Genomic DNA, 22,717 nt, shown 5'->3' with positions numbered 1-22,717 from the left:
GCGGACGACACACTCCAAAGTCGCCTGCCTGGTCATATCAGAAAAAAGGAACGAAGTTTTGAAATCAAACGACTGGCTGCACGGATTCCGCCATTCCTCTCCGTACATCAATGCCCACCGCGGCCGAACTGTCGTTCTGACCATGCCCGGCGATGCCATCGAGCACCGGAACTTCATCAACATCATCCACGACATTGCCCTGCTCAGCAGCCTGGGCGTGCGCCTGGTGGTGGCTTTTGGCGGTCGCCCGCAAATCCAGGCGCGCCTCGACGACGCCGGCCTCGAATCCGTTTTCTCGAGGGGTCTGCGCGTCACTCCGGACAACCACCTGCCCCTGGTTATGGAAGCCATTGGCGGATTAAGAGCCTACCTGGAAAGCCAACTTTCCATGGGCCTGGTCAACTCCCCCATGCACAATGCCAGGATCCGCGTCACCAGCGGCAATTACGTCACGGCCAAGCCGGTGGGCGTGCTTGATGGCGTTGATTTTGGCTACACCGGCAAAGTCCGCCGGGTCGATACCCGGGGTATCGAGCAGTTACTGGAGTTAGGTCACATCGTACTGCTGCCACCGCTGGGTTACTCGCCCACCGGGGACGCCTTCAATCTTTCCTACGAAGACGTTGGCAGCCAGGTCGCCGCCGCCCTGCAGGCTGAAAAACTCATCGTCTTCATCGACGACGAAGGCCTGCTGGAAGAAGACGGATCACTGATCCGCGAACTGTCAGCCCGGCAGGCTTCCGAGCGTCTGAACGACAATGCCGTTACCGGTCACGACGCCGCCCTGCTCAAGGCCGCCTGTGATGCCTGTGTGAAGGGTGTGCGCCGGGCCCACATCATCAGTTACGCCGAAGACGGCGCCTTGCTCGAAGAAATGTTCACCCGCGATGGTTCCGGCACCCTGGTCAGCGGCGACAATTATGAGCAGATTCGCCAGGCCAGAGTGGAAGACATCGGCGGCATTCTGGAACTGATCCAGCCTCTGGAAGAGCAGGGCGTGCTGGTGCGCCGTTCCCGGGAAATGCTGGAAACCGAGATTGACCGCTTTGTAGTGGCTGAACGCGACGGCACGATTGTGGGTTGTGCTGCGTTGTACCATTACCCGGATGAAGGCACCGGTGAATTGTCCTGCTTTGCCGTCGACCCGTCCTACCGGCGCGCGGGGCGGGGTGATGACATTCTGGCGATGGTTGAAAAACTGGCCCGGGGCCAGGGCATCCACAAACTGTTCGTGCTGACCACCCAGACCGAACACTGGTTCCGGGAGCGTGGCTTTCTGCCCACCGATGTACAGGACCTGCCAGGTCCCAAGCTGGCGTCTTACAATAGCCAGCGCAACTCAAAGGTGTTCTACAAACCTCTGTGACAGAGTGCTGAGCTGCTGCTCCCGCTCGGCCGGCGCCTGTCGGGACAGTGTTTCGACCGCCTGATAAAAACGCCCGAAGTCCTCGCCGTGGTCCCGCAGTAACTGCCGGAACGCCGGCACATGCTGATTGTACTGCTGAAACAGCGCGACATTGGCGTTGTTAAGTTGCACCGGGGGCGCACCGAACGGGCCCGGCTCCGGATAGTTCCGGGAAAGGGTTGCGTACTGCCGGGCCAGTTCGTGAAAGATCAGCGCCACCATGCGGTCCTCCGCGAGGTCGGTAAACCCGGTGTGCAGAGGATCGTCAAACCAGCCCAGAGTGGAATAAGCGGTGACAGCGCCGATGCAGGTATCTTAAGCCTGCCCGGCAAACCGGGCTTGCTCCTTGCGTGCCTGCTCAAGATTAAAGTAGCCTCGATAAGCTTGGCAGCCAACCACCGGGTAACACCACTGGTGCGGTTTTAGGGCGAATTCCTGAACAACAACCAGGTTAACGACAACCCAGGGGCGGTCCAGCGTCACATACTTGGTAAAGGTATTGCCGACTGGCAGTTCCAGAGTCACTCAGGCAAAGTTCCGGGCAGCCACGGCGACAGCCAGTTTCTGTTTCAGAGCCGGGGCCGTTTGCGGGTCGGCCACAACAGAGCGCACAGGTTGGCCGCGCATCATCAATGACATGTGACCGCCGACGGCCTGGCCATAGTAGCCGATAGTCGTACAGCCCTGGAGCCCTGTTAACAGTAGCAAAACAAGATATATCTGACTAAGCTGTTTCATGAATCAGAATGTTATGAGTGTGGGTGTTTTCGGCCTTCAGGCCGGATGTTGGTCAGGCAGCGCCAGCTCACCTGGAAATCGGGCATCACTCAGCTTTCATGGGTATCATAGCAGGTGGTCAGTACCACTGAGCCAGGGATGTTCGCCGATGTCTTCAGGATTGGCGGCCAAGACGGATTATTAATTGATCAGGTAGTTCATGGACCCGAGAGAACGCCGTAACAGTACCCGGCAGCCCATTAAACTTGCCGCGCAGATAGACGCCGGGCAAGGTAATGCCTGGCCCTGCCAGATCGCAGATTTTTGTGGGGAAGGCCTGTTTATTCGCTATTCCGGGGAAACCTCCCGAAAGCTCGATCGGGCGTTCGAGCAGAGTCCGCCGTCTGAGCTGGTAGTGCGTTTTCGCGGCGCGGACGGCCAACGCCGTTACGAGCTGCACGTCAGCCCCGTTCGCCGGATTGACGGTGCCATGGGCGTCAATTTTACTCGTTCCAATCCGGACGCCGTGAACGCCATGCTGCAATTGTGCGGGAGCTCTGGCGAGCTGTCCCGTTCTTCTTTGAGGGCACCCAGTGAACGGGTTCAGTTTGTTCTGCATCAGTGCGCCAAGACCGTAACCCGATTTATTGAGCCGCTGATGGATGCCTGTTTTGTGCAGACCGCCGATGCACTCCGTAAGGCTGCACAGAAAGCGCCTAATGATCAGTTGGCCAACGAATACATGGACGCTTCCGGGCAGCTACAGGCTCGCCAACGGGTGCTCTGGCACCACATGGCCAACAGTCTGGAATCCCCCCTGAAACCGTCCCGGAAAGGCGTTCCTGGCGGCGAGTTGTCGGTGGTCGACAAAAACGAATTCGAAGACTGGCTGACCATCCGGGTGATGGTTACCCGCGCCGATACCCAGTACCGGGGGGATCTGCTGCAGTTGAAACTGCGTCTGGACAAACTCAACATTGCCAACCGCACCGGCCACCAGAACCCGCTCGGGCCAGCGCTGGTGTGTGAGGCGTTCCACCTGGCGCTGCTGCAGTTCAAAACCACTCGAGACGTGGAAAAAGTCTGTCTGAAAACGTTTGAGCAGACCGTCCTCAAGGAACTGGCCCCATTGTACCGGGAGCTCAATAACATTCTCATCCGTCACGGTGTATTGCCGGACCTTGACCTGTCCAAGTACCTGAGCGAGCACTCGCCACCGAAAACCGATGCCCCGGCTCCGGAAGCAGTCCGGCCCGCGGGGCAGAGCGAACCTCGGCAAACCCCCGCTGAAAGTCCGGCGCCAGAGCCAGCCGGTACTGAAGCACCTGCACGCACCGTGAGAACCCGTTTGTCTGGCGAATTCCGGGGTTATGCCCGGGCTGCGCAGACCGCCTTTGCGACGGTGCGCAATCTGCTCAGCACGCTGCAGTCAAACCGGTTGCAGCAGGGTGGTAGTGTCGAGCAGAGCTTTGCACCCAATGCCCGCCCGCTGTCATCCGGAGAATTACACCGTGAGCTACAGGAACTGCAGCTGCGGGCAGCTGGGCCGGATGAGTCAGCCGCGCCCCTGAAAGAGCGGGTGGTTGAGAAGGTTAAGGAAATGGGTGAAACCCGCCTGGGTGATGAGCAGCAGCAAACGCTTGACGTCGTCGACCGATTTTTCAAGAGTGTGGTGGAAAATCCGAAGCTCAGTGACTACGCCCAGACCAGAATGCGCCAGCTGGAAGTGCCGGTGCTAAAAGTGGTGATGCGGGATCCGGCGTTTTTTGAAGATCAGGAAAGCCCGGTGCGCGGGGTGATGAATCGTCTCGCCCAGCTGGGCGTCAAGGGCGGCCGCTTGAACCCGGTGGTTCAGCGCCGGGTGGATGAGCTGATTCAGCGTATTGCCACCGATTTTGAGCAGGACACCGGGGTGTTCGAACAGACCCTGGGTGAGCTGGATACTCTGATAGACCGCCAGAACCTGGTCTATCGCCGCAACGTGGAGCGGGTAACCGCGGCGGCGGAAGGCGCCCAGAAAGTGGCCGAATCGAAAGCGGCGGTGGCCGAAGCCGTAAATCAAAAAATTGCCGGCCGCAAGGTTCCCAAGGCACTGGTGAGCTTGCTGGAGGGCGGCTGGCGGGATCTGCTGTCGCTGACCTGGATTCGCCAGGGGCCGGATAGCCAGTTGTGGCAGGATTATCTGACGGTGATCGACTCATTGTTGGCGTTCGCTGATGATCCGGACAGCAGTGCCAATTTGCCGGAATTGTTGAGGCTGATTCAGGATGGTCTGGCGTCGATCTCCAGCAACCACATGCCATCGTCCCAGATTCGGGATGAGCTGAAGCAATTTCTGGTTCGCCGGCCTGACAAGACCTCTGAGCTGGTTGAAATACCCCCAGCCAAACCAGTACCGGCTGACAAGCAAACTCTCAGCGAGCGGGAGCAGCGTAGCCTGCAGCGCTGGATGAATCGTGCCCAGCAACTACGCACCGGCGACTGGCTGCGTGACCAGACCCGCCCCGATGACCCCCAGTTCATCCGTCTGGTCTGGGTGGCCCGGGGCTTCAGCCGTTTTGTGTTTGTAAACCACCAGGGCATGCGGGTGGTGGAGCTTGATCTGGAGGCTCTGGCCCTGCAGATGCGCAAAGGCATCATCGTGCCTGACAGCCAGTATGAGCGACCGTTGGTGGACGAAAGCATCGACCGGATGGTGCGCAACGTTTACGACCAGTTGTCCTGGGCGTCCACCCATGATGAGCTGACTCGATTGCTTAATCGCCGGGAATTCGAACGGATGCTGGAGCAGCAACTGGCCCGTCGAGAGGACAGTCGGGCTCTGTTGCATCTGGACTTGCGAGGTTTCCGGCTACTTAACGATACCGCGGGTTCCCAGGCCGGTGACGAAGCCCTTAAGCAGGTGTCGGCGCTCCTGTGTGAACATGTCGGAGATGGCATGCCGGTGGCTCGCCTGGGTGGTAACGAGTTTGCCATGCTGGTGGCAGCAGAGCAGGCCGCCAGCGTTGCCGAGGCGGTGATTGGTGCCATTGAGGCGGCCGAGTTTGTGTTTGGCGGTCGCTCGCACCAGTTATCTGCCAACGTCGGGCTGGTGCCGGAGTTGCCTGCCCTGGTGAGCGCCGAGCGCTGGCTGAGAAGCTCGGAACAGGCGCTGTCAACGGCCCGCAAGAAAGGCCCGGGCAAACTCTCTGAGTTCACCTTGGGCGCGGATGACCAGGCTCGCCAGGAACAGATTGCAGCCCGGGTGGCCAGCCTGTCGGATCCGGATGAAGAGCGCATGCTGTTGCGCTGCCAGAAAATCATTCCGCTGCATGCAGAGGCCCGCATGGCCACTCAGTATGAGATTCTGATCAGTATGTACGATGACAGCGGTCAGCTGATTACCGGCCAGGATTTCGTGCGTATGGCCGAGCGTTACGACCGGATGCAGGCGGTTGACCGGTGGGTGGTCGGCCATATGCTGGACTGGCTTCGGGATCGGGGGCCGGACCCGCGCGATTTGGGGGGAGTGTGCATTAACTTGTCCGGACATTCGCTGAACGACCAGACCTTGCTGGAGTTCATTTATGAAAAACTCAGCGAAAAAGACGCCCCCATTGAACGTTTGTGGTTCGAACTGACCGAAGCATCGGCCATTCACGATGTGCAGGCTGTCGCCGACTTCATGCTGGAGATGAAGGAGCTGGGTTGCCGATTCTGCCTTGGCAATTTTGGCAGTGGTCCGAACTCGTTCCAGTTTATGCGCTCGTTGCCGGTAGACCTGATCAAGATCGACCGGGCCTTTACCGCGCAGCTGATCTCAAGCCAGGCCGATCAGGCCATGGTGAAGTCCATGGTGGATATGGCCCATTACATGAGCCGGGAAGTCATTGCCTCTCAGGTTGAATCCCGTGAGGTTCTGGATATGCTGAGACAGCTGGGTGTCGATTATGCTCAGGGCTTTGTGGTTGAAAAACCCCGACTACTGACCAGTCTCACCTGATCCGGGAATTGATCTGTTATGTCCAAACGCCATCCGATCATTGCGGTTACCGGCTCATCCGGCGCGGGCACCACTACTACTGGCCAGATTTTCAGGAAACTGTTTGCGGGTGAAGATATCCATGCCGCGATGGTCAGTGGCGACAGTTTTCATCGTTACACCCGTGAACAGATGGCGCGGCTGGCGGCCAAGGGCCAGTTCGGCGAACGCAACCACTTTGCTCTGGCGGCCAACCACATCGACCGCCTGGAGGCCTTGTTGTATGACTATTCCCATACCGGCAACGGACGCTATCGGGAGTACGTCCACGACGAAGACCGGGCGCTGGTCGGAGCCGGGCATAAACCGGGCACCTTCACGCCCTGGGGACCGTTGCCGTCGGATACCGATGTGCTGTTTTACGAAGGATTGCACGGGGGCGTGGTTAGTGAAAACGTCAACATCGCCCAGTATGTGGATCTATTGATCGGCGTGGTGCCGATCGTCAATCTGGAGTGGATTCAGAAAATTCACCGGGACACCAATCGGCGTGGCTACAGTCAGGAAGCGGTGGTGCAGACCATCATCAACCGCATGGATGACTATGTGCACGACATCGTGCCTCAGTTTGCCCATACCCACATCAACTTCCAGCGCATTCCTCTGGTAGATACCTCGAACCCCTTCATTGCCAGGGAGGTGCCCACGGAAGATGAAAGCATGGTCGTAATTCACTTCCGGGATTCCACCGATGTCGATTTTGCCTGGCTGCTGCAAGTGATTCCCCAGAGTACCCTTTCCCGCCACGACACCCTGGTGATTCCGGGCCCGAAAATGGCTCTGGCCATGGACCTGATCCTCCGGCCACTGGTGCAGAAGCTGATGGCGGGTAAAGCATTTGCCTGAGGCTCAGGCGGTCAGCCGGCCGTTCTGGTAATCGCGCAGGGCCTGTTCAATTTCTTCCCGGGTGTTCATCACGAACGGCCCGTATTGCACTACTGGCTCGCCAATGGCTCGCCCGGCAATCAGCAGCATCCTGGCGCCGGCGTCATCTGCCGCTACCAGCATCTCATCGCCATTGCCCAACACGTTGGCGGCGGACTTGGTCAGCGCTATGCGCTCATCGCCCGTCACCAGGCGGGCGCTGCCTTCGTACAGATATAACATGGCGTTGAGCTGTGCGGCGACCGGCAGCGACACCTGCGCATGGGGCTCCAGATGAATATCAGCGTAAATGGGCTGGGTGCTGCCACCGGTGACCGCGCCGGTAATCTCGACACCGCTGACGGTCAAGGCTCCGGCAATCAGCTTTACTGACGCCCCGGCCTGGTTGAACACCGGGATGTCTTCCGGCTGGATGTCCTGGTAGCCGGCCGGCTTCATTTTTTCGGCGGCGGGCAGGTTCAGCCAGAGCTGGAAACCGCGCATGACGCCAGATTCCTGTTGGGGCATCTCGGAATGGATAATGCCCCGGCCGGCGGTCATCCACTGCACGCCGCCGTTGCGCAGGTTGCCACGATTACCCAGATGATCCTCATGCAGCATGTGGCCTTCGATCATGTAGGTGACCGTCTCGAAACCCCGGTGCGGGTGGTCGGGGAAGCCGGCAATATAATCCTGTGGCTGGTCTGAGCCGAACTCGTCCAGCATCAGGAACGGGTCCATGCGGATGGTCTGGCGTTGGCCCAGCGAGCGTTTGATGCGCACACCGGCACCGTCTGAGGTGTCCAGTGCGGGAATGATCTGTTTCAGGGAGCGGAGCGCCATATCGTCCTCCTCAAGGTTGCAATAAGCTCTATTAAACCGGGCTCAGGCGGAGGATGAAAACGCAGAATTCTGGAGGGGCACATCAAAAAAACTGAAGGACCGGCGGCGGCCGGTTCTGGCCGCCGCTCGGGGCAGGTTATTCCACGTTGCGGGAATAGAAGATCTCCAGCATCTCCCGGCGTAACCGGTCTTCAATGGACTGGGCTTCGGCCGGGTCCAGATCGCTGGCATTTACGCCGAACACGTAGTTGTCCAGGTCGAAGTTCTTTAGCATCATCTTGGTATGGAACATATTTTCCTGATACACGTTAACGTCGATCATCTGATAGGCGTTCTGGGTGTCTTCAGTCAGGTAGTTCTGGATCGAGTTGATGTCGTGATCAATGTAGTGCTTGGTGCCGTCGACATCGCGGGTGAAACCGCGCACGCGGTAGTCAACCGTGACCACGTCTGAATCGAAGCTGTGGATCAGGTAGTTCAACACCTTCAGTGGTGAAATCAGGCCGCAGGTGGACACGTCGATATCGGCCCGGAAAGTGCTCACGCCGTCGTGCGGGTGGCTTTCCGGATAGGTGTGAACCGTCACATGGCTCTTGTCCAGATGCGCCACTATGGTGTCTGGCAGCGGGCCCGGGGATTCCTCGTTATCGGCTTCGCCGTCGGTGACATCATGCTCGGCAATCAGCATGGTCACAGAAGCGCCATGGGGCTCATAGTCCTGGCGGGCGATGTTGAGGATGTTGGCGCCGATGATCTTGACCACATCGGTCAGGATCTGGGTCAGGCGTTCGGCGTTGTACATCTCATCGATGTAATCAATATAGGCTTCGCGTTGCTCTTCGGTCTGCGCATAACAGATGTCGTAGATGTTGAAGCTCAGGGATTTGGTCAGGTTGTTGAAACCGTGCAGCTGGAGTTTGTTCTCCATGCTCAGCCCCTCCGGATAATGGAGATGAATGACAACAGGGTATATTTATCGTCACCCTGCCGAGGCCGCCACCGACTACTGACCAGGCAAACGGATTGTTCAGCTTTTGCGCAGGCCGGCGGAGAAAGTTGCGTATTATGCATACCGTGTGTGTCAATGAATAGTATCTGCAATGACATTTTTGCTAACGGGTGACTCCGTTCCAGGCCGGCAAGGCCCGTGACGGCAGAGCCGTTACCCGGCTGCCCGGATTTCATGGCTGTGAGTAATCTCGACGCCGGCCTTACCCAGCATGATAGAGGCGGAGCAGTATTTGTCCGCAGACAGGCTGACTGCGCGCTCCACCTGCTTGTCTTTGAGGTTGTGGCCGGTCACCACGAAATGCAGATGAATCTTTGTGAACACGGCCGGCACCGCGTCGGCCCGTTCGGCCTCCAGTTCGGTGTGGCAGGCGGTCACCTCCTGCCGGCTTTTCTTCAGAATACTCATGACGTCAAAGGCGGAGCAGCCACCCACCCCCATCAACAGCATTTCCATGGGACGTGGCCCCAGGTTTTCGCCACCGTGATCTGGCGGACCATCCAGTTGCACACTGTGGCCACTGCCACTGGTGGCTTTGAAGCTGGCGTTGCCGGTCCAGTCTACGGTTGCTTTCATCGGGTTCTCCCAGAGATGGTGGTGGGTTGGTAGGCGATTCAAGCTCGCCTTGTTGTCAACAGGGCGGATGCTAGCACAGTCTTCCGATGGCGGCAGCCGAGCCTTTGCGACCAAAGAGGTATTGTCATTGGATACAAGTTGTATCTGCTTTCGAGTTGCCCAATTGTGACCTTCTTGTTATAAGTTGTTGCCCATATATATAAAAAGCATGAAACCTGCAGGGAAATGCGGGGAAGAAAAAAATCAGGAATCGTCAGACTCTCAGGAGGCACATCTCGCATTATGGCTACCATCATCAAGCCGGTTGAGCAGAAGACCAAGCATTTGGATTACTTTCTCTCCCAGTGTCACCGTCGGCGCTATCCCGCCAAAAGCACAATTATTTACGCCGGTGACAAAAGTGACTCCCTGTTTTACATCGTCAAGGGTTCCGTCACCGTTATTATCGAAGACGATGATGGCCGCGAGATGATCATGGCGTATTTGAACGCCGGTGACTTTTTCGGTGAAATGGGCCTGTTCGACAACATGGATTCACGCAGTGCCTGGGTTAAAGCCAAAACCGAATGCGAAGTGGCGGAGATCAGTTACACCAAGTTCCGGGAAATTGCCCAGCAGGACCCCCGGGTTCTGTATTTTATCGGGGAGCAGATGGCCTCTCGCCTGCGCCAGACCACCCGTAAGGTCGGCGATCTGGCGTTTCTGGATGTCACCGGCCGGGTTGCCCGTACCCTGCTGGATCTGTGCAAAGAGCCGGACGCGATGACCCATCCGGACGGCATGCAGATCAAGATTACCCGCCAGGAAATCGGCCGTATTGTGGGCTGTTCCCGGGAGATGGTTGGTCGTGTGCTGAAAACCCTGGAGGATCAGGGCCTGGTGCGGGTCAAAGGGAAAACCATGGTGGTTTACGGTACCCGCTGACCGGAAACCTGTTTGAGTCTGTCTGAAAGGCCGCTGCATTCCAGCGGCCTTTTTGCGTTGCGGCAGCGCCGTTGCCATCAGTGGTGGGCGTTAACAAATTCCCGCACCGACCTGGAGATCGCCGCCGGCTCAGTCACCGGTGCCCAGTGTGTGGTATTGAGTTCCTGCAGGGTCAGTTTTCCGGTCCACCGCACCAGCTGTTCGGTAAGCTGGCGACCCACATAGGCATCCCCGGTAGGAATGATCACCTGCACCGGGCAGCCGGCCCGGCGCGGCTCCGGCCACAGCAGCTTGGGAAGAAAGTTGGCCCGGTACAGTTTGACGCCGTATTGCCCGTCCGCTTTCTGGAAGGGACTGAACTGCGCCTCGGCAAGCTGTTCGTGATTTCTCAGATAGTCCGGCCACAGGCGGTCCAGGCCCAGTTTCCAGAGGGATTCCGGAAGCACAGGAAGCTGAAACAAGAACGCATACCATGAGCTGGCCAATTGCTTCAGCACCTTGGCGGTGCCGCCGGAACGAAGCGCCGTGATCTGGCTCCGGAGCCAGTAACTGACGTGGTCCAGGCACGGGCCCGAGATCGCCGTGTAGGAACGTATGCGGCCCTCCAGGGCCCCGGTGGTGACGGTTTCCCAGCTCTGGATGGCGCCCCAGTCGTGGGCGACAAGGTGAAACGGGCGATCGGGTATTACTGTGTCGACCACCGACTTCAGGTCCCCGGCCAACAGTTTCATCCGGTAGGCACTGGTTTTCGAGGGCTTGTCGGAGCGGCCAGCGCCACGGACATCGTAGCGTACCACCAGATAGTCTTGCTTGAGCTGTTCGGTCACCTTATCCCAGACGGTGTGATTGTCTGGATAGCCGTGGACCAGCACCAGAGGGGTTGCCTCCGGATTTCCTTCGGTTCTGGCATAAAGAATCAGGTCACCGCTGGTGACCCAGTGCTCACGTACAATACTCACGCTGATTACGACCTTTTGGGCTGATGAAGTCCGGTCAGGTTAGCGGTATCGGGCAACAAGCTCAGCGGCCAAACAGGCCAGAAACCCTGCCGGTGAAGTCAGCCTGTGGATGCTCAGCCGGGTTCTGTACTTGGCTATCGCCGGGCAGGCATTGCAGCAAATGCTGCCAAACAGCGTCAGCGTTGGTTTCGTTGAGCATTTCATGGCGGCCGCCATCAAACAGCCTGAGCGTCACTCTTTGCACGCCAGCTTCTCGAATGGCCTGGAAATGTTGGCGAATTCCTCTTCCCATCTCACCAACCGGGTCGTCGGTTCCGGCGAACAGATGCACGGGCAGGTCAGTGCGCCACTGCCGGGGATTGATGGAGAGCATGCCGCGAATGAAGTCCTGCCAGAGCCCGACACTGCAATGGAATCCGCAATCGGGATCGGCCAGATACCGGTCAACCTGCTGCGAATCGCGGCTGAGCCAGTCGCAGTGGGTTCTGGCCGGTTGAAACGGGCGGTTGAACTTGCCGAAGGTCAGCTTGGCAATCGCTTTGCTGGGGTGGCGTTTGCCGCGCAGGGCTTTGATCAGGCTGACCAGCCACAACGATAGCCGAAGCTGGCTGTGGTGGATGCGATTGGTGGCGCTGAGAATCAGTGTGTCGATCTGCTCGCCGTGTTGTTGGGCATAACTCTGGGCGATGAACGAGCCCATGCTGTGGCCGAGCAGGGCTACCGGCTGACCGGGGCAGAGGGTTTTGGCCTGGCTGATCACCCGGTGCAGGTCGTTCACCACGCTTTGCCAGCCCTGATCATCGGCGTAGTGGCCCGGATGGGCGCTGTCCGGGCCATGGCCCCGATGGTGATAGGTGATCACGGTAATGCCCTGCCCGGTCAGCCAGTTCGCCAGCGTGGCATAACGGTTGCCGTGCTCAGCCATGCCATGGCTGATGACCAGGCAGCATCTCGACGCCTGATCCGGTGCAAACACTGTTGCGGTGATCTGGTGATGGTCAGAGCTGTTCAGTTGCAGAGTCTGTGTGTGCATGGTCCGGGCCCGATTCCTTTGCGGCCGGGCGTTGCCACTCCGGCGGTTTCCATAAGTGTCTGAGACGTGACAATAGTCCTCCGGGCTGGCGCATGTCGCGGAACAGGTCCACGTATTCGTGGGTCCAGAGCACAATCAGGTTGTTTGAGGCCACCGGGCGGGTAATGCCGTATTCGGGCGGGTCCTTGGCATCTTCGTCGACAAAGGTGCCGAACAGCCGGTCCCAAAGGATCAGCGTGCCGCCGTAATTACGATCAATGTAGCCGGGATTGCGGCCATGGTGTACCCGGTGGTGGCTGGGGGTATTGAACACTGCTTCAACGGCGGCCGGCAGGCGGCGCACCAGGGTGGTGTGAATGAAAAACTGATAGACCAGTGAACAGGCGTAAGCGACGCCAATCCACACCGGATTGAAGCCGAGCAATGCCAGTGGCAGATAGAACACCCATATGCCGTTGAAAATGTTAGTAGCATTCTGGCGCATGGCGGTGGAAAAATTCATTCGCTCTGAGGAATGATGCACCACATGGGCGGCCCAGAACCAGCGCATACGATGGCTGGCCCGGTGCATCCAGTAGAAACAGAAGTCGACCCCCACCAAAGTAAGCAAGCCCGTCAGCCAGTTCAGCTCCAGATCAAACAGGCGATAGTGGTAGCACAGCGCATACACCGGGAAGGCGATGATGCCGGCGAACAGCAATTCGGTGGTCTGATAGCCCGCGCCCAGGGCAAAGTTGCGAATGGCTTCGCCGGTATCCATCAGCGTTGGATCATGACGGATTTTCAGGTATTCCCAGGCAGTCACACCAATGAAAATCGGAGTGGCGACCACAAAGATCAGCTGCCGCTCATCCAGTGCCAGCCAGGGCGCCAGAGTTTGCCAGAGAGCCAGCAAGCCGCTGTCTTCGAGCACTGCCCGCATCATGTCAATCAGCACCATAAATGAACCCACGGTTGTTATTGTTCAAGGGGTATCATGTCATAGCCGAGGCTGAACGCGCTGTCCTATTGCGTCAGCGATACTGGCGGTTTCCGCCAGGCGCGTTGGGTCAGCGGTGTTGCTGATAAATCCGGATGATCGGTCCCAGTTTGGGCTGCCAGTCCTTCAGCCAGGCTTGCACTGGCTTGGGGATTTTTGCTGGTTTTGGCCAGGGCACCGGGTATTGGGGTGGCTGGGACAGGGGCGCCAGAAGCGCGCCGGCGGTCAGGTCGGCCCGGCTGAAACGGTCGCCTACCAGGTACGGTTGCTGGCTGTAGATATCGGCCAGTTCGATAATCAGTGTTTCCAGGGTCTGCTGCGCACTATCGGCTGTTTTCTGATTGATCTTCATCCACTTGCGCATGATCTCATCGACCCGGCTGAACGCCAGGCTGAGTATGAAGCGGTTATAGAATGGCGTGCCCGCCGCCAACATCGGGATTACCACCTTGGGCCGCTGCAGAAAGTAATGATAGACCCAGGTGCGAATGGCGGGCCCTGCCAGTTCATCCAGCTTTTTCTCCCAGTCCACAACCTGCTGCTGCAGCGCCGGATCTTCCGGGATCAGAGAGGGTTCGGGGAAGGTCTGCTCCAGATAGTCGAGAATCTGCGCTGAGCCCTGAATGATCTGGCCGTCATGAACCAGCACGGGCACCGAGGACTCTGCCCCGGTCAATTTCTTGATGGTCTTGACGTGCTGACCCGGTAGCAGGTTGACCGTCTCGTACTTGATGCCTTTGTAATCGAGTGCCCAGCGAACTTTCTCGCAGTAGTGGGAAATGCAGAACTGATAAAGCTTGATGGCCATGGGCGGCGCTCCCGATTTCTGAATGACGCAAGATTAACCCGTATGTCACCGAATTCCCAACGTGTGAGGCGTAGACTGTGCAGGTTGTCTACTATTTTCAGGGGGTTATATGAATCTGGCAAAGAATATCATTGCGATGGTGCTGGTCACGGGGTCACTCTGGGGCTGTTCTCTGTCTGAGAAAAAGAAAACCGGAAAGTGGCTTGAACTGGCGGGTAGCCAGCGACAGGTACAGAGTATTGATGGTCGGTTAGTGCTTGCAACCGTCGAGGGCATAAAGATTAACACGGTGCCGTCAGTTTGAGCCTCCGTAATGACAGACATGGTGTATCGGTTACGGAATCTCTAAACTAGACACCTGTAGTTTCGAACAACAGAGGATGTGTTCATGTTTATGCGACGAGTAATGCCGTTGTCCGTCGTGGCCACTGCCGGCTTTGTTCTGGCGGCTTGCGCCTCCAACCCGCAGAACGAAGACTTCTCCGAATTCGGGAGTTATCGCTGTGGTCAACTGGAGGTCCGGGTAACCGGCTCTGAAGACAGCGATCTGGTGGGTCTCGAATACCTCAATCGCAGAGTGTTGCTGAAGCCCGCAGTGGCCGCCTCCGGAGCGCTGTATGTCGCGCCCGGTGACCCTGACACCCGGTTCTGGAGTAAAGGTGAGCGGGGCACGTTGACCCTGGGCGGGCAAACCTTTCCCGAGTGCCTGGAGCCCGGCGCTATTGAAACGTCGTTTCGCGCCATCGGTACCGAACCTTTCTGGTCGGTGCGGATTGAACAGCATCAGATGACCCTGAGCCGCCCCTACGACCAGCAGGTGTTCGACAACATTGTGCTGACCGAAACCCTGGCCAACCGGCATGGCCGGGTGTACGAGGCTCAGTTTAACGGCCAGTCACTGGAGTTTCGTATTGCCCATCAGCTTTGTGAAGACCCGATGGCGGGGGCTCAGTACCCTGCTCAGGTTCGGCTGACCCTCGATAACGATACTTTCACCGGTTGCGGTGGCGACCGGGAGCGGCTGTTCCGGGGCGCAGAGTGGGTGGTTGAAGATCTGGCCGGGACCGGAATAATTGATCGCTCCCGAATAACCGTGGAATTCCTGGAGGGTGGCCGGGTGGCGGGCCGGGCGTCCTGTAATCGCTACACTGGCAGCTATCAGTTGACCGGTGAGGTTCTGTCCTTTGGTGAACAGGCCACCACCAGGATGGCGTGCGCGCCGGCACTGATGAATCAGGAACAAAGGTTCCTTGATCTGATGTCAGAGGTTGTTGATGGCCGGATCGGCCGTCGCGGTGAGTTACTGTTGCGCACGGCTTCCGATGAGACCATCACCGCTTTTCAGTCTGACTCCGAAAGCCGGTAGTTGGTGACCCCGGTCGCGCGCGGCCGTTGTCACTTTGCTGCAGCATTCGGCGAGTATGGTCTCGGGTTGAGCCATCAGAGTACCCAGCGTGACCGAATTACGGACCTTGACTTCCCACAGCGTGATTCCGGCGGAGCAGACCGGCCGGGATCGCCAGCAGAAACGCCTGCTCCGAACCTTCCTGCCGGAACTGGTTCAACTGGAACGCCAGTTGGCCGAAGCGCCGGATTTTGTCAGCACCAGCATTGCCGGACGTGTGTCGGTCAGAGGCATGACCTTGCCCATCTATCGGGTCGACATCGGTACCGAGCGCAGCGATGTGCCAGTGGTGCTGGTGGTGGGCGGAGTGCATGGTCTGGAGCGCATCGGCAGTCAGGTGGTGATGGCGTGGCTGGCCTCGGTCGTGGCCCGGCTTGGCTGGGATGGTCATCTGGCTGACCTGCTCGAGAAAGTCCACATCACCCTGCTGCCGATTCTTAACCCGGGTGGCATGTATCTGAACCAGCGCAGCAATCCGAATGGCGTTGACCTGATGCGCAACGCGCCGATCACCGCCCAGGATCGCAGCGCCTTCATGCTCGGTGGCCAGCGCCTGTCACCCAGATTGCCCTGGTACACCGGTGATCCGGAGCAGGGCATGGAGCCGGAGAATCTGGCTTTGGAATCGGTCATTCAGCAGTTGTTGCCAGGCCGTCCGTTCAGCGTGGCACTGGATTGCCATTCCGGCTTCGGTTGGCAGGATCAAATCTGGTTTCCCTACGCTTACCGTCGCCGGCCCATGCGACGAATCGATTCGGTAATGGCGCTGAAGCTGATCTGGGAACAGGCCTACCCGAATCACAATTACCGCTTCGAACCTCAGTCTGCCCATTATCTGACCCACGGTGACTTGTGGGACTACTTCTATAAACAGGTCAACCGGGATAACCGGGGCGTGTTTCTGCCCCTGACCCTGGAGATGGGCTCCTGGCGCTGGATACGCAAGCGCCCGCGCCAGTTGTTGCGCCTGGACGGCTTCTTCAATCCATTGGCGCCGCACCGTCATCAGCGGGTATTGCGCAGTCATCTGAGCTGGATGGATTTCCTGGTTAGTGCCGCCGCCAGTCACCAGAACTGGTTGCCCTCCGGCGAGCAGGAGTCCATGCTCAGAGAAGCCGCTATCATGCATTGGTACAGGGATACTCGATGATATGCACTGGATACTGCTCAGGGGACTGACCCGCGAACACGCACACTGGGGCCGGTTTCCGGATCAGCTGAGGGCTGCGTTTCCGCAGGATCAGTTCCATCTGGTCGATCTGCCCGGTACTGGTATTCATTACTGTGATGACAGCCCGAACACCATCGCTGGTATCCGGCAAAAAGTCGTTGAGCAAATTCGCCACATTCCCCGTCCGTTTTCGGTGTTGGCGCTGTCCATGGGCGGCATGGTGGCCATGGACTGGGCCCAGCATGCTGAGCACGGAGAGCTGCAACACCTGGTGCTGATCAATTCCAGCTTTGGTTTCAGCCCGTTCTGGCGCCGAATGCAACCTGCTGCCTGGCCCCGGATTCTGCGTTTGTTGGCCCGACGTGAGCTGTTCCACCGCGAACGGGACATTCTCCGGTTGACCTCTAACCGGGAGCTACCGTTAGGCTTATGTAAGGCTTGGTACAGCATTCAGCGCCAGCGTCCGGTGACTTATCGAAATGCGTTGAATCAGTTACTGGCGGCGAGCCGTTACAAGCCTCAGCCGAAAGCGCCCATGGCCGACGCGTTGCTGCTGGCCAGTAAAGGTGACCGCATTGTGCATTGGCTGTGTAGTGCCGAGCTGGAACGGCGCTGGTGCTGGACCCTCAAGTTGCACCCGGACGCTGGTCATGACCTGCCGATGGATGAGCCCGAGTGGCTCATCCGCCAGATAAGGAACTGGTTACCAGGCCGCTAGCAGTTGCTTGACGCAACCTTTTTTTGCCGTCACTCTCATCGGTTCAAGACTGTTTGTTCTATGGAGACAATAACAAGATGAAAATCTTCGAAACCCGATCCGCCCCCAATCCTCGCCGTGTCCGCATGTTCATGGCAGAAAAAGGCCTGCTCGATAAAGCCGAATTTGTGCAGATCGACATTGAAAAGGGCGAAAATCTCAGCCCGGAATTTGTCGCCCGCAATCCCATGAAAAAAGTGCCGGTGATGGAGCTGGATGACGGTACCTGCATTGCCGAAACCATGGCCATCTGTCGCTATTTCGAGGAAGCCTATCCGGACACCCCGACATTGCTGGGTGATACGCCGATAGACAAGGCGCTGGTCGAGCAGTGGCTGCGCTGGCTGGAGTTCTATTTCTTCATGCCCACGGGTATGTGCTTCCAGCACACCACCGGCTACTTCAAGGACCGAATGAATCCGATCAAGGCATGGGGCGAAGAGTGTGGTCAGACCGTGGAAAAATTCATGCACTTTCTGGACAAACACTTGGAAGGCAAGGACTACATCTGCTGCGACTGCTTTACCGCTGCTGACATCAACGCCTTCACCACACTGGCTTTCGCCCGGGTGGTCAACATCCGCATCAAGCCGGAGCAGGCCAACCTGCAGGCCTGGTTTGAACGGATCAAGGCCAGGCCGTCCGCACAGGCCTGATTCAGGCGCCGGGACTGGCCAATTCACACCGGTTCCGGCCGTTTTCCTTGGCCTGATATAAGGCGGCATCGGCCCGACCGATCAGATGGTCTATCGCTTCGTCAGGCGTGCAGGTTGCGACGCCGAAACTGGCTGTCTGGGTGTGCGCTGTACCGTGCATGTCCATCGGGCTGATCTGGAGGCCTTCCCGGCACTTTTCCGCCACGATCATGGCGCCATGGCTGTCTGTGCCAGGCAGCAGCATCAGAAACTCTTCCCCGCCCCAGCGGCACAGGGCGTCCTGTTGGCGCAGGGTTTTGCGGAGCCGGGCCGAGGTTTCTTTCAGCACATCGTCGCCGGCCTCATGGCCCCAGGTGTCGTTTACCCGCTTGAATTTGTCCAGATCGGCCAGTATAACGCTGAAGGGTTCGCCGGCCCGTTGCGCCCGCGCTTGTTCCTGTCGGATCAGTTCCATAAATGCCCGGCGGTTAAGCAGTCCGGTGAGGGTGTCGGTCGTGGCCATCTCGTTCAGTTGTTCGCGGGAGAGGAACCCGTGAATGGCAATGTTGCGAACAAACATCATCAGCGTGCAAGTCACAAACATGATCAGTGCCGGCCCGATGAATACCGCGACCAGCACCAACGCCGGCAGGTCGGCGATGATGGCCGCCAGAGCAAACAGGGTGATCGGCAGGAGTGCAATCAACAGCCACTCCCGGAAGCTGCGCAGGCCCAGTACGGTGGCTCCGAAAAAGGCAACGGTCATCGCATCGGACACCTCACTAACCATGAGCGGTTCGTATCTGGCGAACAGGAACAGCAGGGACAGCGCCAGGACACTCAGGGTCAGGCCCATCAAACGCAGAAAATAGCGTGCCGGCCAGCGTGGGAACCCGGTGTGGTGGTTGATCAGCGCCAGGGCCGCGGCGATGATGACGGGCAGCCGCAACCACAGCTCAAGATGGCCAAGATCCACCTCGTGATGGTGAAAATAGGTGTGGGAGACGTGGTATAGGGCTACCGTCACTAGCAACAACCAGGCGCCGGCGAAGGCAAGGGCCGATTCCATGCGCTCCCGGTAGGCTTCAAAGGCGGGTTGCCACTTATCAGGAACTGCGGGCCTGGATGTGGGCATCGGCCGTCTCCTTAAGTGATTTGACTATCAATATATTGCAATTCTCAACTAAAGTTTTGCCCGGATCTATAGGGTAAATGGCTTACCTCTTAATAGGGCGGAACCAGGACAGCATGATGACCGAGCAGCAAAAACTTGAACAAGCCCTTGAATTGATTGATCAGGCCAACCTTGCTGATCCTAACCGGGAGCAGGTGGAGGGCGAGGCGTTACCCAGGGAATATGCCTACAGCCTGCACATGACGCGATGGTTGTTGGCGTTGGAGCCGGCCGCCTCCGCGCGTATGCAGATTGCCTGCCGGGCCCAGCACATCGAGCGCTGGACCATGCCGCGCGGTGACTATGCCGAAGGCCGCAAGAACTATTACCAGTGGCGCCAGGCCTGCGGCCGTATGCACGGCCGGCGGGCGGCGGAAATCATGGCCCGGTGCGGTTATCCGCAAGAAGAGTGCGAGCGGGTAGAAACCATCCTGACCAAGCGCGAGCTGCGTCAGGATCCGGATACCCAGTTGCTGGAAGATGTCGCCTGCATGGTGTTTCTGGAGCGTTATTTTGCCCGGTTCTACAGCGATAATCCGGATTACGAGCGGGAGAAGTGGCTGACCATCGTGCGCCGCACCTGGGGCAAGATGTCGCCCCGTGGCCATGAGGCGGCGCTTAAGCTGGCGGAGGGGATGCCGGCGCACCTGCTGGAGCTCTTGCAGGAAGCTTTGTCAGAGTCCGGGACCTGAGCGGTGCACAGGACAGCGGGTACGGCCGTACCCGCTGTCCTGTCTAGACTTCTGAGTTAGTCTTCCGGGAAGAAAAGCTCTTTCAGTTTTTCACCGGGCTTTGGCGCTCGCATGAAGGATTCACCGACCAGAAAGCCGTAGATACCCCGGGCCGTCATGGCTTCCACGTCATTTCTGGTCATGATGCCGCTTTCGGTGATGGTCAGGCGGTCGGCAGAAATGCGTTGGTGCAGCTCGAAGGTGGTCTCCAGCGACACTTCAAAGTTATGCAGGTTACGATTGTTGATGCCGACCAGCTGGGTGCTCAGGGTGAGGGCATCGTCCATTTCCTCGCCATCATGCACTTCCACCAACACATCCAGACCGATGTCGTGGGCAATGCCTTCGAGTTCCTGCATCTGGTCTTTGCTCAGGCAGGCGGCGATCAACAGGATGCAATCCGCGCCGATGGCACGGCTTTCATAGACCTGATACGGCGCCACCATGAAATCCTTGCGAATCACCGGCAGGCTGCAGGCGGCACGGGCGGCTTTCAGATAGTCTTCGTGGCCCTGGAAGAAGTCCTTGTCGGTCAGTACCGACAGGCAGGCCGCGCCGCCTTGCTCGTAGCTTTCGGCAATGCGTTCTGGTTCAAACGGATCCCGCAGAATGCCCTTGCTGGGTGAGGCTTTTTTGATCTCGGCGATCACCGCTGGCGTTTTGGCTTCAATTCGCGAGCGAAGTGCATGCGCAAAGCCGCGAGCCGGCGCTTGATCACCGGCCATGGCTTTCAGGTCTGCGATGGAAACCTTCCGCTTACGCTCTTCCATCTCTTGCCATTTGCGATCGACGATTTTCCGCAGGATCGTGGGCGTCTTGTCTAAATGTCGTTCAGTCATAGCGGGCCCGTATAATGTATGCGAGACCGACTGCGGGAAGGCTTGCCAAAACTGTCTGTAGCCATGGATGGCTACAGTCAAGCCCTACAGGGACGTACTTGTGGGCGTGTTTTGGCAAGCCTTCCCGCAGCCGGTCGTCCGGCTGGGAGATTAAATGTGTGGTCTTAAAAGCACTGTGAAAAATCAGCCAGCTCGGACATCTTGCCGGCAGCCAGACCAGAGCCCATGGCGTCCAACGCCATGTCGACCCCTTCTTTGGGCGTTCTGGCCAGGCCGGCAATGTAGATGGCGGCGCCTGCGTTCAGGGCGATCATGTCGCGGGCTTTCTCGGTAGTTTCGTCGTGCTGGCGGCCAAACGCGGCCCTGATCAGCTTCAGGGATTCATCGGCACCATCCACTGACAGGCCCACCAGCGACTGGCTTTTGATGCCAAGGTCTTCCGGCGTCAGATCGTACTCGGTGATTTCGCCGTTTTTCAGCTCCGCCACGTGGGTAGACGATGCCAGGCTGATTTCATCCAGGCCGTCTTTGGAATGCACCACCATGATGTGCTCGGCGCCGAGCCGTTGCAGCACTTCCGCCATCGGCCGGCACAGTTCGCGAGAGAAGACACCGATCAATTGACGCTTCACGCCGGCCGGGTTGGTCATCGGGCCGAGTATATTGAAAATCGTGCGACAGCCCAGTTCCTTGCGGGGGCCAATGGCGTGTTTCATGGCGCCATGGTGGGCCGGCGCAAACATGAAGCCGACGCCGATCTGCTCTACGCAGCGGGCCACTTCTTCCGGCTTCATGTTCAGATTGATGCCGGCTTTCTCGATCAGATCGGCGCTGCCGCTCTTGGAGGATACGCCCCGGTTGCCGTGTTTGGCGACGAACCCGCCGGCGGCCGCCACCACGAATGAGGCAGCCGACGATACGTTGAACAGATTGGCACCGTCGCCACCGGTGCCGACGATATCTACCAGTGGCTCGGCGTTAACGGTCACGCCGGTGGCCAGCTCGCGCATGACTTCGGTGGCGCCGGTGATCTCGTCAATGGTTTCACTTTTCAGGCGCAGGCCCATCAGAAAAGCGCCAATCTGGGCATCGGTGGCTTCGCCGTTCATCACGATGCGCATGACGTCTTTCATCTCTTCCCGGGACAGGTCCAGGTTGGACGCGATGCGGTTGAGTGCTTGTTTCATGTCCATGGCTCGGCCTCTTGTTATGATCTCAGGAAGTTGCGCAGCAGTTCGTGGCCCTGCTCGGTCATGATGGACTCGGGGTGGAACTGCACGCCTTCAATGGGCAGGGTTTTGTGGCGAACGCCCATGATTTCTTCGATGGAGCCGTCGTCGTTGCGGGTCCAGGCAGTGACTTCGAGGCACTCCGGCAGGGTATTCTTGTCGATCACCAGACTGTGGTAACGGGTGGCCTGGACAGGATTGCTCAAGCCCCGGAAAACGCCGGTGTCTTCGTGGTATACCGCCGATACCTTGCCGTGCATGACTCGCCCGGCCCGGATGATGTCGCCGCCAAATACCTGGCCGATGGCCTGGTGGCCCAGACAAATGCCGAGGATCGGCAGCTTGCCCGCAAAGTGGCGGATGGCGTCCATGGAGATGCCGGCTTCGTTCGGTGTGCAGGGCCCCGGAGACACCACCAGGCGCTCGGGCTTCAGGGCCTCGATCTGCTCGATGGTGATGTCGTCGTTCCGGTACACCTGCACATCGGCACCCAGCTCGGCCAGATACTGAACGACGTTGTAGGTAAAGGAATCGTAGTTGTCGATCATTAGCAGCATAGCGATTCTAACCGTCCGTTTGATCAATGGATTTTATCGCCACGCTGGCGGTGTTGCTCACGAGATTATGCACAGTGGTTG

At 58.4% G+C, this 22,717-nt stretch carries 22 protein-coding genes and 1 pseudogene; 10 read left to right on the top strand and 13 right to left on the bottom strand.

The window, feature by feature from the left end; genetic code table 11:
- Positions 1 to 58 precede the first annotated feature (58 nt).
- A complete protein-coding gene (gene argA / locus C7H08_RS08955) occupies positions 59 to 1,366 on the top strand; it encodes an amino-acid N-acetyltransferase (protein ID WP_106671380.1) in 1,308 nt (435 codons plus the stop codon).
- On the opposite strand, the gene C7H08_RS18505 is transcribed toward argA, so the two are convergent.
- Both C7H08_RS18505 and C7H08_RS08950 read right to left on the bottom strand, forming a co-directional pair.
- Complete coding sequence (locus C7H08_RS18505; protein ID WP_308419945.1) at positions 1,340 to 1,627, bottom strand: aminopeptidase; 288 nt, start codon at positions 1,625 to 1,627, stop codon at positions 1,340 to 1,342. The genes argA and C7H08_RS18505 overlap by 27 nt on opposite strands.
- Positions 1,601 to 2,143 (bottom strand): annotated as a pseudogene (locus C7H08_RS08950) (aminopeptidase); the annotation flags it as partial. The gene C7H08_RS18505 and the pseudogene C7H08_RS08950, both read right to left, overlap by 27 nt.
- 199 nt (positions 2,144 to 2,342) lie before the next feature.
- On the opposite strand from C7H08_RS08950, the gene C7H08_RS08945 reads away from it, so the two are divergent.
- Both C7H08_RS08945 and C7H08_RS08940 read left to right on the top strand, forming a co-directional pair.
- Entirely contained in the window at positions 2,343 to 6,104 is a 3,762-nt protein-coding gene (locus C7H08_RS08945; protein WP_106671379.1) for a DUF1631 family protein, read from the top strand.
- A gap of 18 nt (positions 6,105 to 6,122) precedes the next feature.
- Entirely contained in the window at positions 6,123 to 6,989 is an 867-nt protein-coding gene (locus C7H08_RS08940) for a phosphoribulokinase (RefSeq protein ID WP_106671378.1), read from the top strand.
- A 3-nt stretch (positions 6,990 to 6,992) separates the two neighbouring features.
- Here the strand turns inward: C7H08_RS08940 and C7H08_RS08935 are convergent, their stop codons facing one another.
- From C7H08_RS08935 to C7H08_RS08925, 3 genes are all read right to left on the bottom strand, one after another.
- Complete coding sequence (locus tag C7H08_RS08935; RefSeq protein WP_106671377.1) at positions 6,993 to 7,850, bottom strand: pirin family protein; 858 nt, start codon at positions 7,848 to 7,850, stop codon at positions 6,993 to 6,995.
- Positions 7,851 to 7,986: 136 nt separating this feature from the next.
- Positions 7,987 to 8,778 (bottom strand): adenosylmethionine decarboxylase, encoded by a 792-nt coding sequence (gene speD / locus C7H08_RS08930; RefSeq protein WP_106671376.1) that lies wholly within the window; start codon positions 8,776 to 8,778, stop codon positions 7,987 to 7,989.
- Between the two features lie 234 nt (positions 8,779 to 9,012).
- Positions 9,013 to 9,435, bottom strand: coding sequence for an OsmC family protein (locus C7H08_RS08925; RefSeq protein WP_106671375.1), 423 nt, complete (start codon positions 9,433 to 9,435; stop codon positions 9,013 to 9,015).
- Between the two features lie 282 nt (positions 9,436 to 9,717).
- Between C7H08_RS08925 and crp the strand changes: the two genes are divergently transcribed.
- On the top strand, positions 9,718 to 10,359 hold the full coding sequence (gene crp, locus C7H08_RS08920; RefSeq protein ID WP_044389147.1) for a cAMP-activated global transcriptional regulator CRP: 642 nt from the start codon (positions 9,718 to 9,720) through the stop codon (positions 10,357 to 10,359).
- Between the two features lie 77 nt (positions 10,360 to 10,436).
- On the opposite strand, the gene C7H08_RS08915 is transcribed toward crp, so the two are convergent.
- From C7H08_RS08915 to C7H08_RS08900, 4 genes are all read right to left on the bottom strand, one after another.
- A complete protein-coding gene (locus tag C7H08_RS08915) occupies positions 10,437 to 11,318 on the bottom strand; it encodes an alpha/beta fold hydrolase (protein ID WP_106671374.1) in 882 nt (293 codons plus the stop codon).
- A gap of 61 nt (positions 11,319 to 11,379) precedes the next feature.
- Complete coding sequence (locus tag C7H08_RS08910; RefSeq protein ID WP_106671563.1) at positions 11,380 to 12,351, bottom strand: alpha/beta hydrolase; 972 nt, start codon at positions 12,349 to 12,351, stop codon at positions 11,380 to 11,382.
- Positions 12,317 to 13,291 carry a sterol desaturase family protein gene (locus tag C7H08_RS08905; protein ID WP_106671373.1) on the bottom strand — a complete coding sequence of 325 codons (975 nt, stop codon included), beginning with the start codon at positions 13,289 to 13,291 and terminating at the stop codon, positions 12,317 to 12,319. The genes C7H08_RS08910 and C7H08_RS08905 overlap by 35 nt, the downstream gene beginning before the upstream one ends.
- Positions 13,292 to 13,400: 109 nt before the next feature.
- Positions 13,401 to 14,138: a glutathione S-transferase family protein gene (locus C7H08_RS08900; RefSeq protein WP_106671372.1), complete on the bottom strand. Its 738-nt coding sequence runs from the start codon at positions 14,136 to 14,138 to the stop codon at positions 13,401 to 13,403.
- A gap of 109 nt (positions 14,139 to 14,247) precedes the next feature.
- Here C7H08_RS08900 and C7H08_RS08895 point away from each other — a divergent pair, with 109 nt between their 5' ends.
- The 5 genes from C7H08_RS08895 to C7H08_RS08875 all read left to right on the top strand — a co-directional run bounded on the left by C7H08_RS08895 (position 14,248) and on the right by C7H08_RS08875 (position 18,127).
- Positions 14,248 to 14,442: a hypothetical protein gene (locus C7H08_RS08895; RefSeq protein ID WP_106671371.1), complete on the top strand. Its 195-nt coding sequence runs from the start codon at positions 14,248 to 14,250 to the stop codon at positions 14,440 to 14,442.
- A gap of 84 nt (positions 14,443 to 14,526) precedes the next feature.
- Positions 14,527 to 15,504 carry an META domain-containing protein gene (locus tag C7H08_RS08890; RefSeq protein WP_106671370.1) on the top strand — a complete coding sequence of 326 codons (978 nt, stop codon included), beginning with the start codon at positions 14,527 to 14,529 and terminating at the stop codon, positions 15,502 to 15,504.
- A gap of 88 nt (positions 15,505 to 15,592) precedes the next feature.
- Entirely contained in the window at positions 15,593 to 16,693 is a 1,101-nt protein-coding gene (locus C7H08_RS08885; protein WP_106671369.1) for a M14 family zinc carboxypeptidase, read from the top strand.
- A 1-nt stretch (position 16,694) separates the two neighbouring features.
- Entirely contained in the window at positions 16,695 to 17,432 is a 738-nt protein-coding gene (locus C7H08_RS08880; protein WP_106671368.1) for an alpha/beta fold hydrolase, read from the top strand.
- 77 nt (positions 17,433 to 17,509) lie between these two features.
- Positions 17,510 to 18,127, top strand: coding sequence for a glutathione S-transferase family protein (locus C7H08_RS08875; protein WP_106671367.1), 618 nt, complete (start codon positions 17,510 to 17,512; stop codon positions 18,125 to 18,127).
- Between the two features lies 1 nt (position 18,128).
- Here the strand turns inward: C7H08_RS08875 and C7H08_RS08870 are convergent, their stop codons facing one another.
- Positions 18,129 to 19,241, bottom strand: a complete 1,113-nt coding sequence (locus C7H08_RS08870) for a GGDEF domain-containing protein (protein WP_106671366.1) — start codon at positions 19,239 to 19,241, stop codon at positions 18,129 to 18,131.
- Positions 19,242 to 19,318: 77 nt separating this feature from the next.
- Between C7H08_RS08870 and C7H08_RS08865 the strand changes: the two genes are divergently transcribed.
- A complete protein-coding gene (locus C7H08_RS08865; RefSeq protein ID WP_227663164.1) occupies positions 19,319 to 19,972 on the top strand; it encodes a DUF4202 domain-containing protein in 654 nt (217 codons plus the stop codon).
- Positions 19,973 to 20,028: 56 nt separating this feature from the next.
- Here the strand turns inward: C7H08_RS08865 and trpC are convergent, their stop codons facing one another.
- The 3 genes from trpC to C7H08_RS08850 all read right to left on the bottom strand — a co-directional run bounded on the left by trpC (position 20,029) and on the right by C7H08_RS08850 (position 22,636).
- Positions 20,029 to 20,850 (bottom strand): indole-3-glycerol phosphate synthase TrpC, encoded by an 822-nt coding sequence (gene trpC, locus C7H08_RS08860; RefSeq protein WP_106671364.1) that lies wholly within the window; start codon positions 20,848 to 20,850, stop codon positions 20,029 to 20,031.
- A 164-nt stretch (positions 20,851 to 21,014) separates the two neighbouring features.
- A complete protein-coding gene (trpD, locus tag C7H08_RS08855) occupies positions 21,015 to 22,043 on the bottom strand; it encodes an anthranilate phosphoribosyltransferase (protein ID WP_106671363.1) in 1,029 nt (342 codons plus the stop codon).
- Between the two features lie 14 nt (positions 22,044 to 22,057).
- Positions 22,058 to 22,636, bottom strand: a complete 579-nt coding sequence (locus tag C7H08_RS08850; protein WP_106671362.1) for an aminodeoxychorismate/anthranilate synthase component II — start codon at positions 22,634 to 22,636, stop codon at positions 22,058 to 22,060.
- Positions 22,637 to 22,717 lie beyond the last annotated feature (81 nt).

This window comes from Marinobacter halophilus, from assembly GCF_003007685.1.
GTDB lineage: Bacteria > Pseudomonadota > Gammaproteobacteria > Pseudomonadales > Oleiphilaceae > Marinobacter > Marinobacter halophilus.
Note: the sequence above shows the minus strand (reverse complement) of the source record. Positions and strands in the feature narration are given on the sequence as shown.

What these genes read in the sequence shown, in the direction of transcription:
- C7H08_RS08870 (WP_106671366.1), bottom strand. Translation starts at nt 19,241, where the DNA reads ATGCCCACATCCAGGCCCGCAGTTCCTGATAAGTGGCAACCCGCCTTT.
- trpD (WP_106671363.1), bottom strand. Translation starts at nt 22,043, where the DNA reads ATGGACATGAAACAAGCACTCAACCGCATCGCGTCCAACCTGGACCTG.
- trpC (WP_106671364.1), bottom strand. Translation starts at nt 20,850, where the DNA reads ATGACTGAACGACATTTAGACAAGACGCCCACGATCCTGCGGAAAATC.
- C7H08_RS08850 (WP_106671362.1), bottom strand. Translation starts at nt 22,636, where the DNA reads ATGCTGCTAATGATCGACAACTACGATTCCTTTACCTACAACGTCGTT.
- C7H08_RS08925 (WP_106671375.1), bottom strand. Translation starts at nt 9,435, where the DNA reads ATGAAAGCAACCGTAGACTGGACCGGCAACGCCAGCTTCAAAGCCACC.
- C7H08_RS18505 (WP_308419945.1), bottom strand. Translation starts at nt 1,627, where the DNA reads ATGGTGGCGCTGATCTTTCACGAACTGGCCCGGCAGTACGCAACCCTT.
- C7H08_RS08890 (WP_106671370.1), top strand. Translation starts at nt 14,527, where the DNA reads ATGTTTATGCGACGAGTAATGCCGTTGTCCGTCGTGGCCACTGCCGGC.
- speD (WP_106671376.1), bottom strand. Translation starts at nt 8,778, where the DNA reads ATGGAGAACAAACTCCAGCTGCACGGTTTCAACAACCTGACCAAATCC.
- C7H08_RS08905 (WP_106671373.1), bottom strand. Translation starts at nt 13,291, where the DNA reads ATGGTGCTGATTGACATGATGCGGGCAGTGCTCGAAGACAGCGGCTTG.
- C7H08_RS08935 (WP_106671377.1), bottom strand. Translation starts at nt 7,850, where the DNA reads ATGGCGCTCCGCTCCCTGAAACAGATCATTCCCGCACTGGACACCTCA.
- C7H08_RS08910 (WP_106671563.1), bottom strand. Translation starts at nt 12,351, where the DNA reads ATGCACACACAGACTCTGCAACTGAACAGCTCTGACCATCACCAGATC.
- C7H08_RS08900 (WP_106671372.1), bottom strand. Translation starts at nt 14,138, where the DNA reads ATGGCCATCAAGCTTTATCAGTTCTGCATTTCCCACTACTGCGAGAAA.
- C7H08_RS08940 (WP_106671378.1), top strand. Translation starts at nt 6,123, where the DNA reads ATGTCCAAACGCCATCCGATCATTGCGGTTACCGGCTCATCCGGCGCG.
- C7H08_RS08945 (WP_106671379.1), top strand. Translation starts at nt 2,343, where the DNA reads ATGGACCCGAGAGAACGCCGTAACAGTACCCGGCAGCCCATTAAACTT.
- crp (WP_044389147.1), top strand. Translation starts at nt 9,718, where the DNA reads ATGGCTACCATCATCAAGCCGGTTGAGCAGAAGACCAAGCATTTGGAT.
- C7H08_RS08865 (WP_227663164.1), top strand. Translation starts at nt 19,319, where the DNA reads ATGGCTTACCTCTTAATAGGGCGGAACCAGGACAGCATGATGACCGAG.
- C7H08_RS08895 (WP_106671371.1), top strand. Translation starts at nt 14,248, where the DNA reads ATGAATCTGGCAAAGAATATCATTGCGATGGTGCTGGTCACGGGGTCA.
- C7H08_RS08875 (WP_106671367.1), top strand. Translation starts at nt 17,510, where the DNA reads ATGAAAATCTTCGAAACCCGATCCGCCCCCAATCCTCGCCGTGTCCGC.
- C7H08_RS08880 (WP_106671368.1), top strand. Translation starts at nt 16,695, where the DNA reads ATGCACTGGATACTGCTCAGGGGACTGACCCGCGAACACGCACACTGG.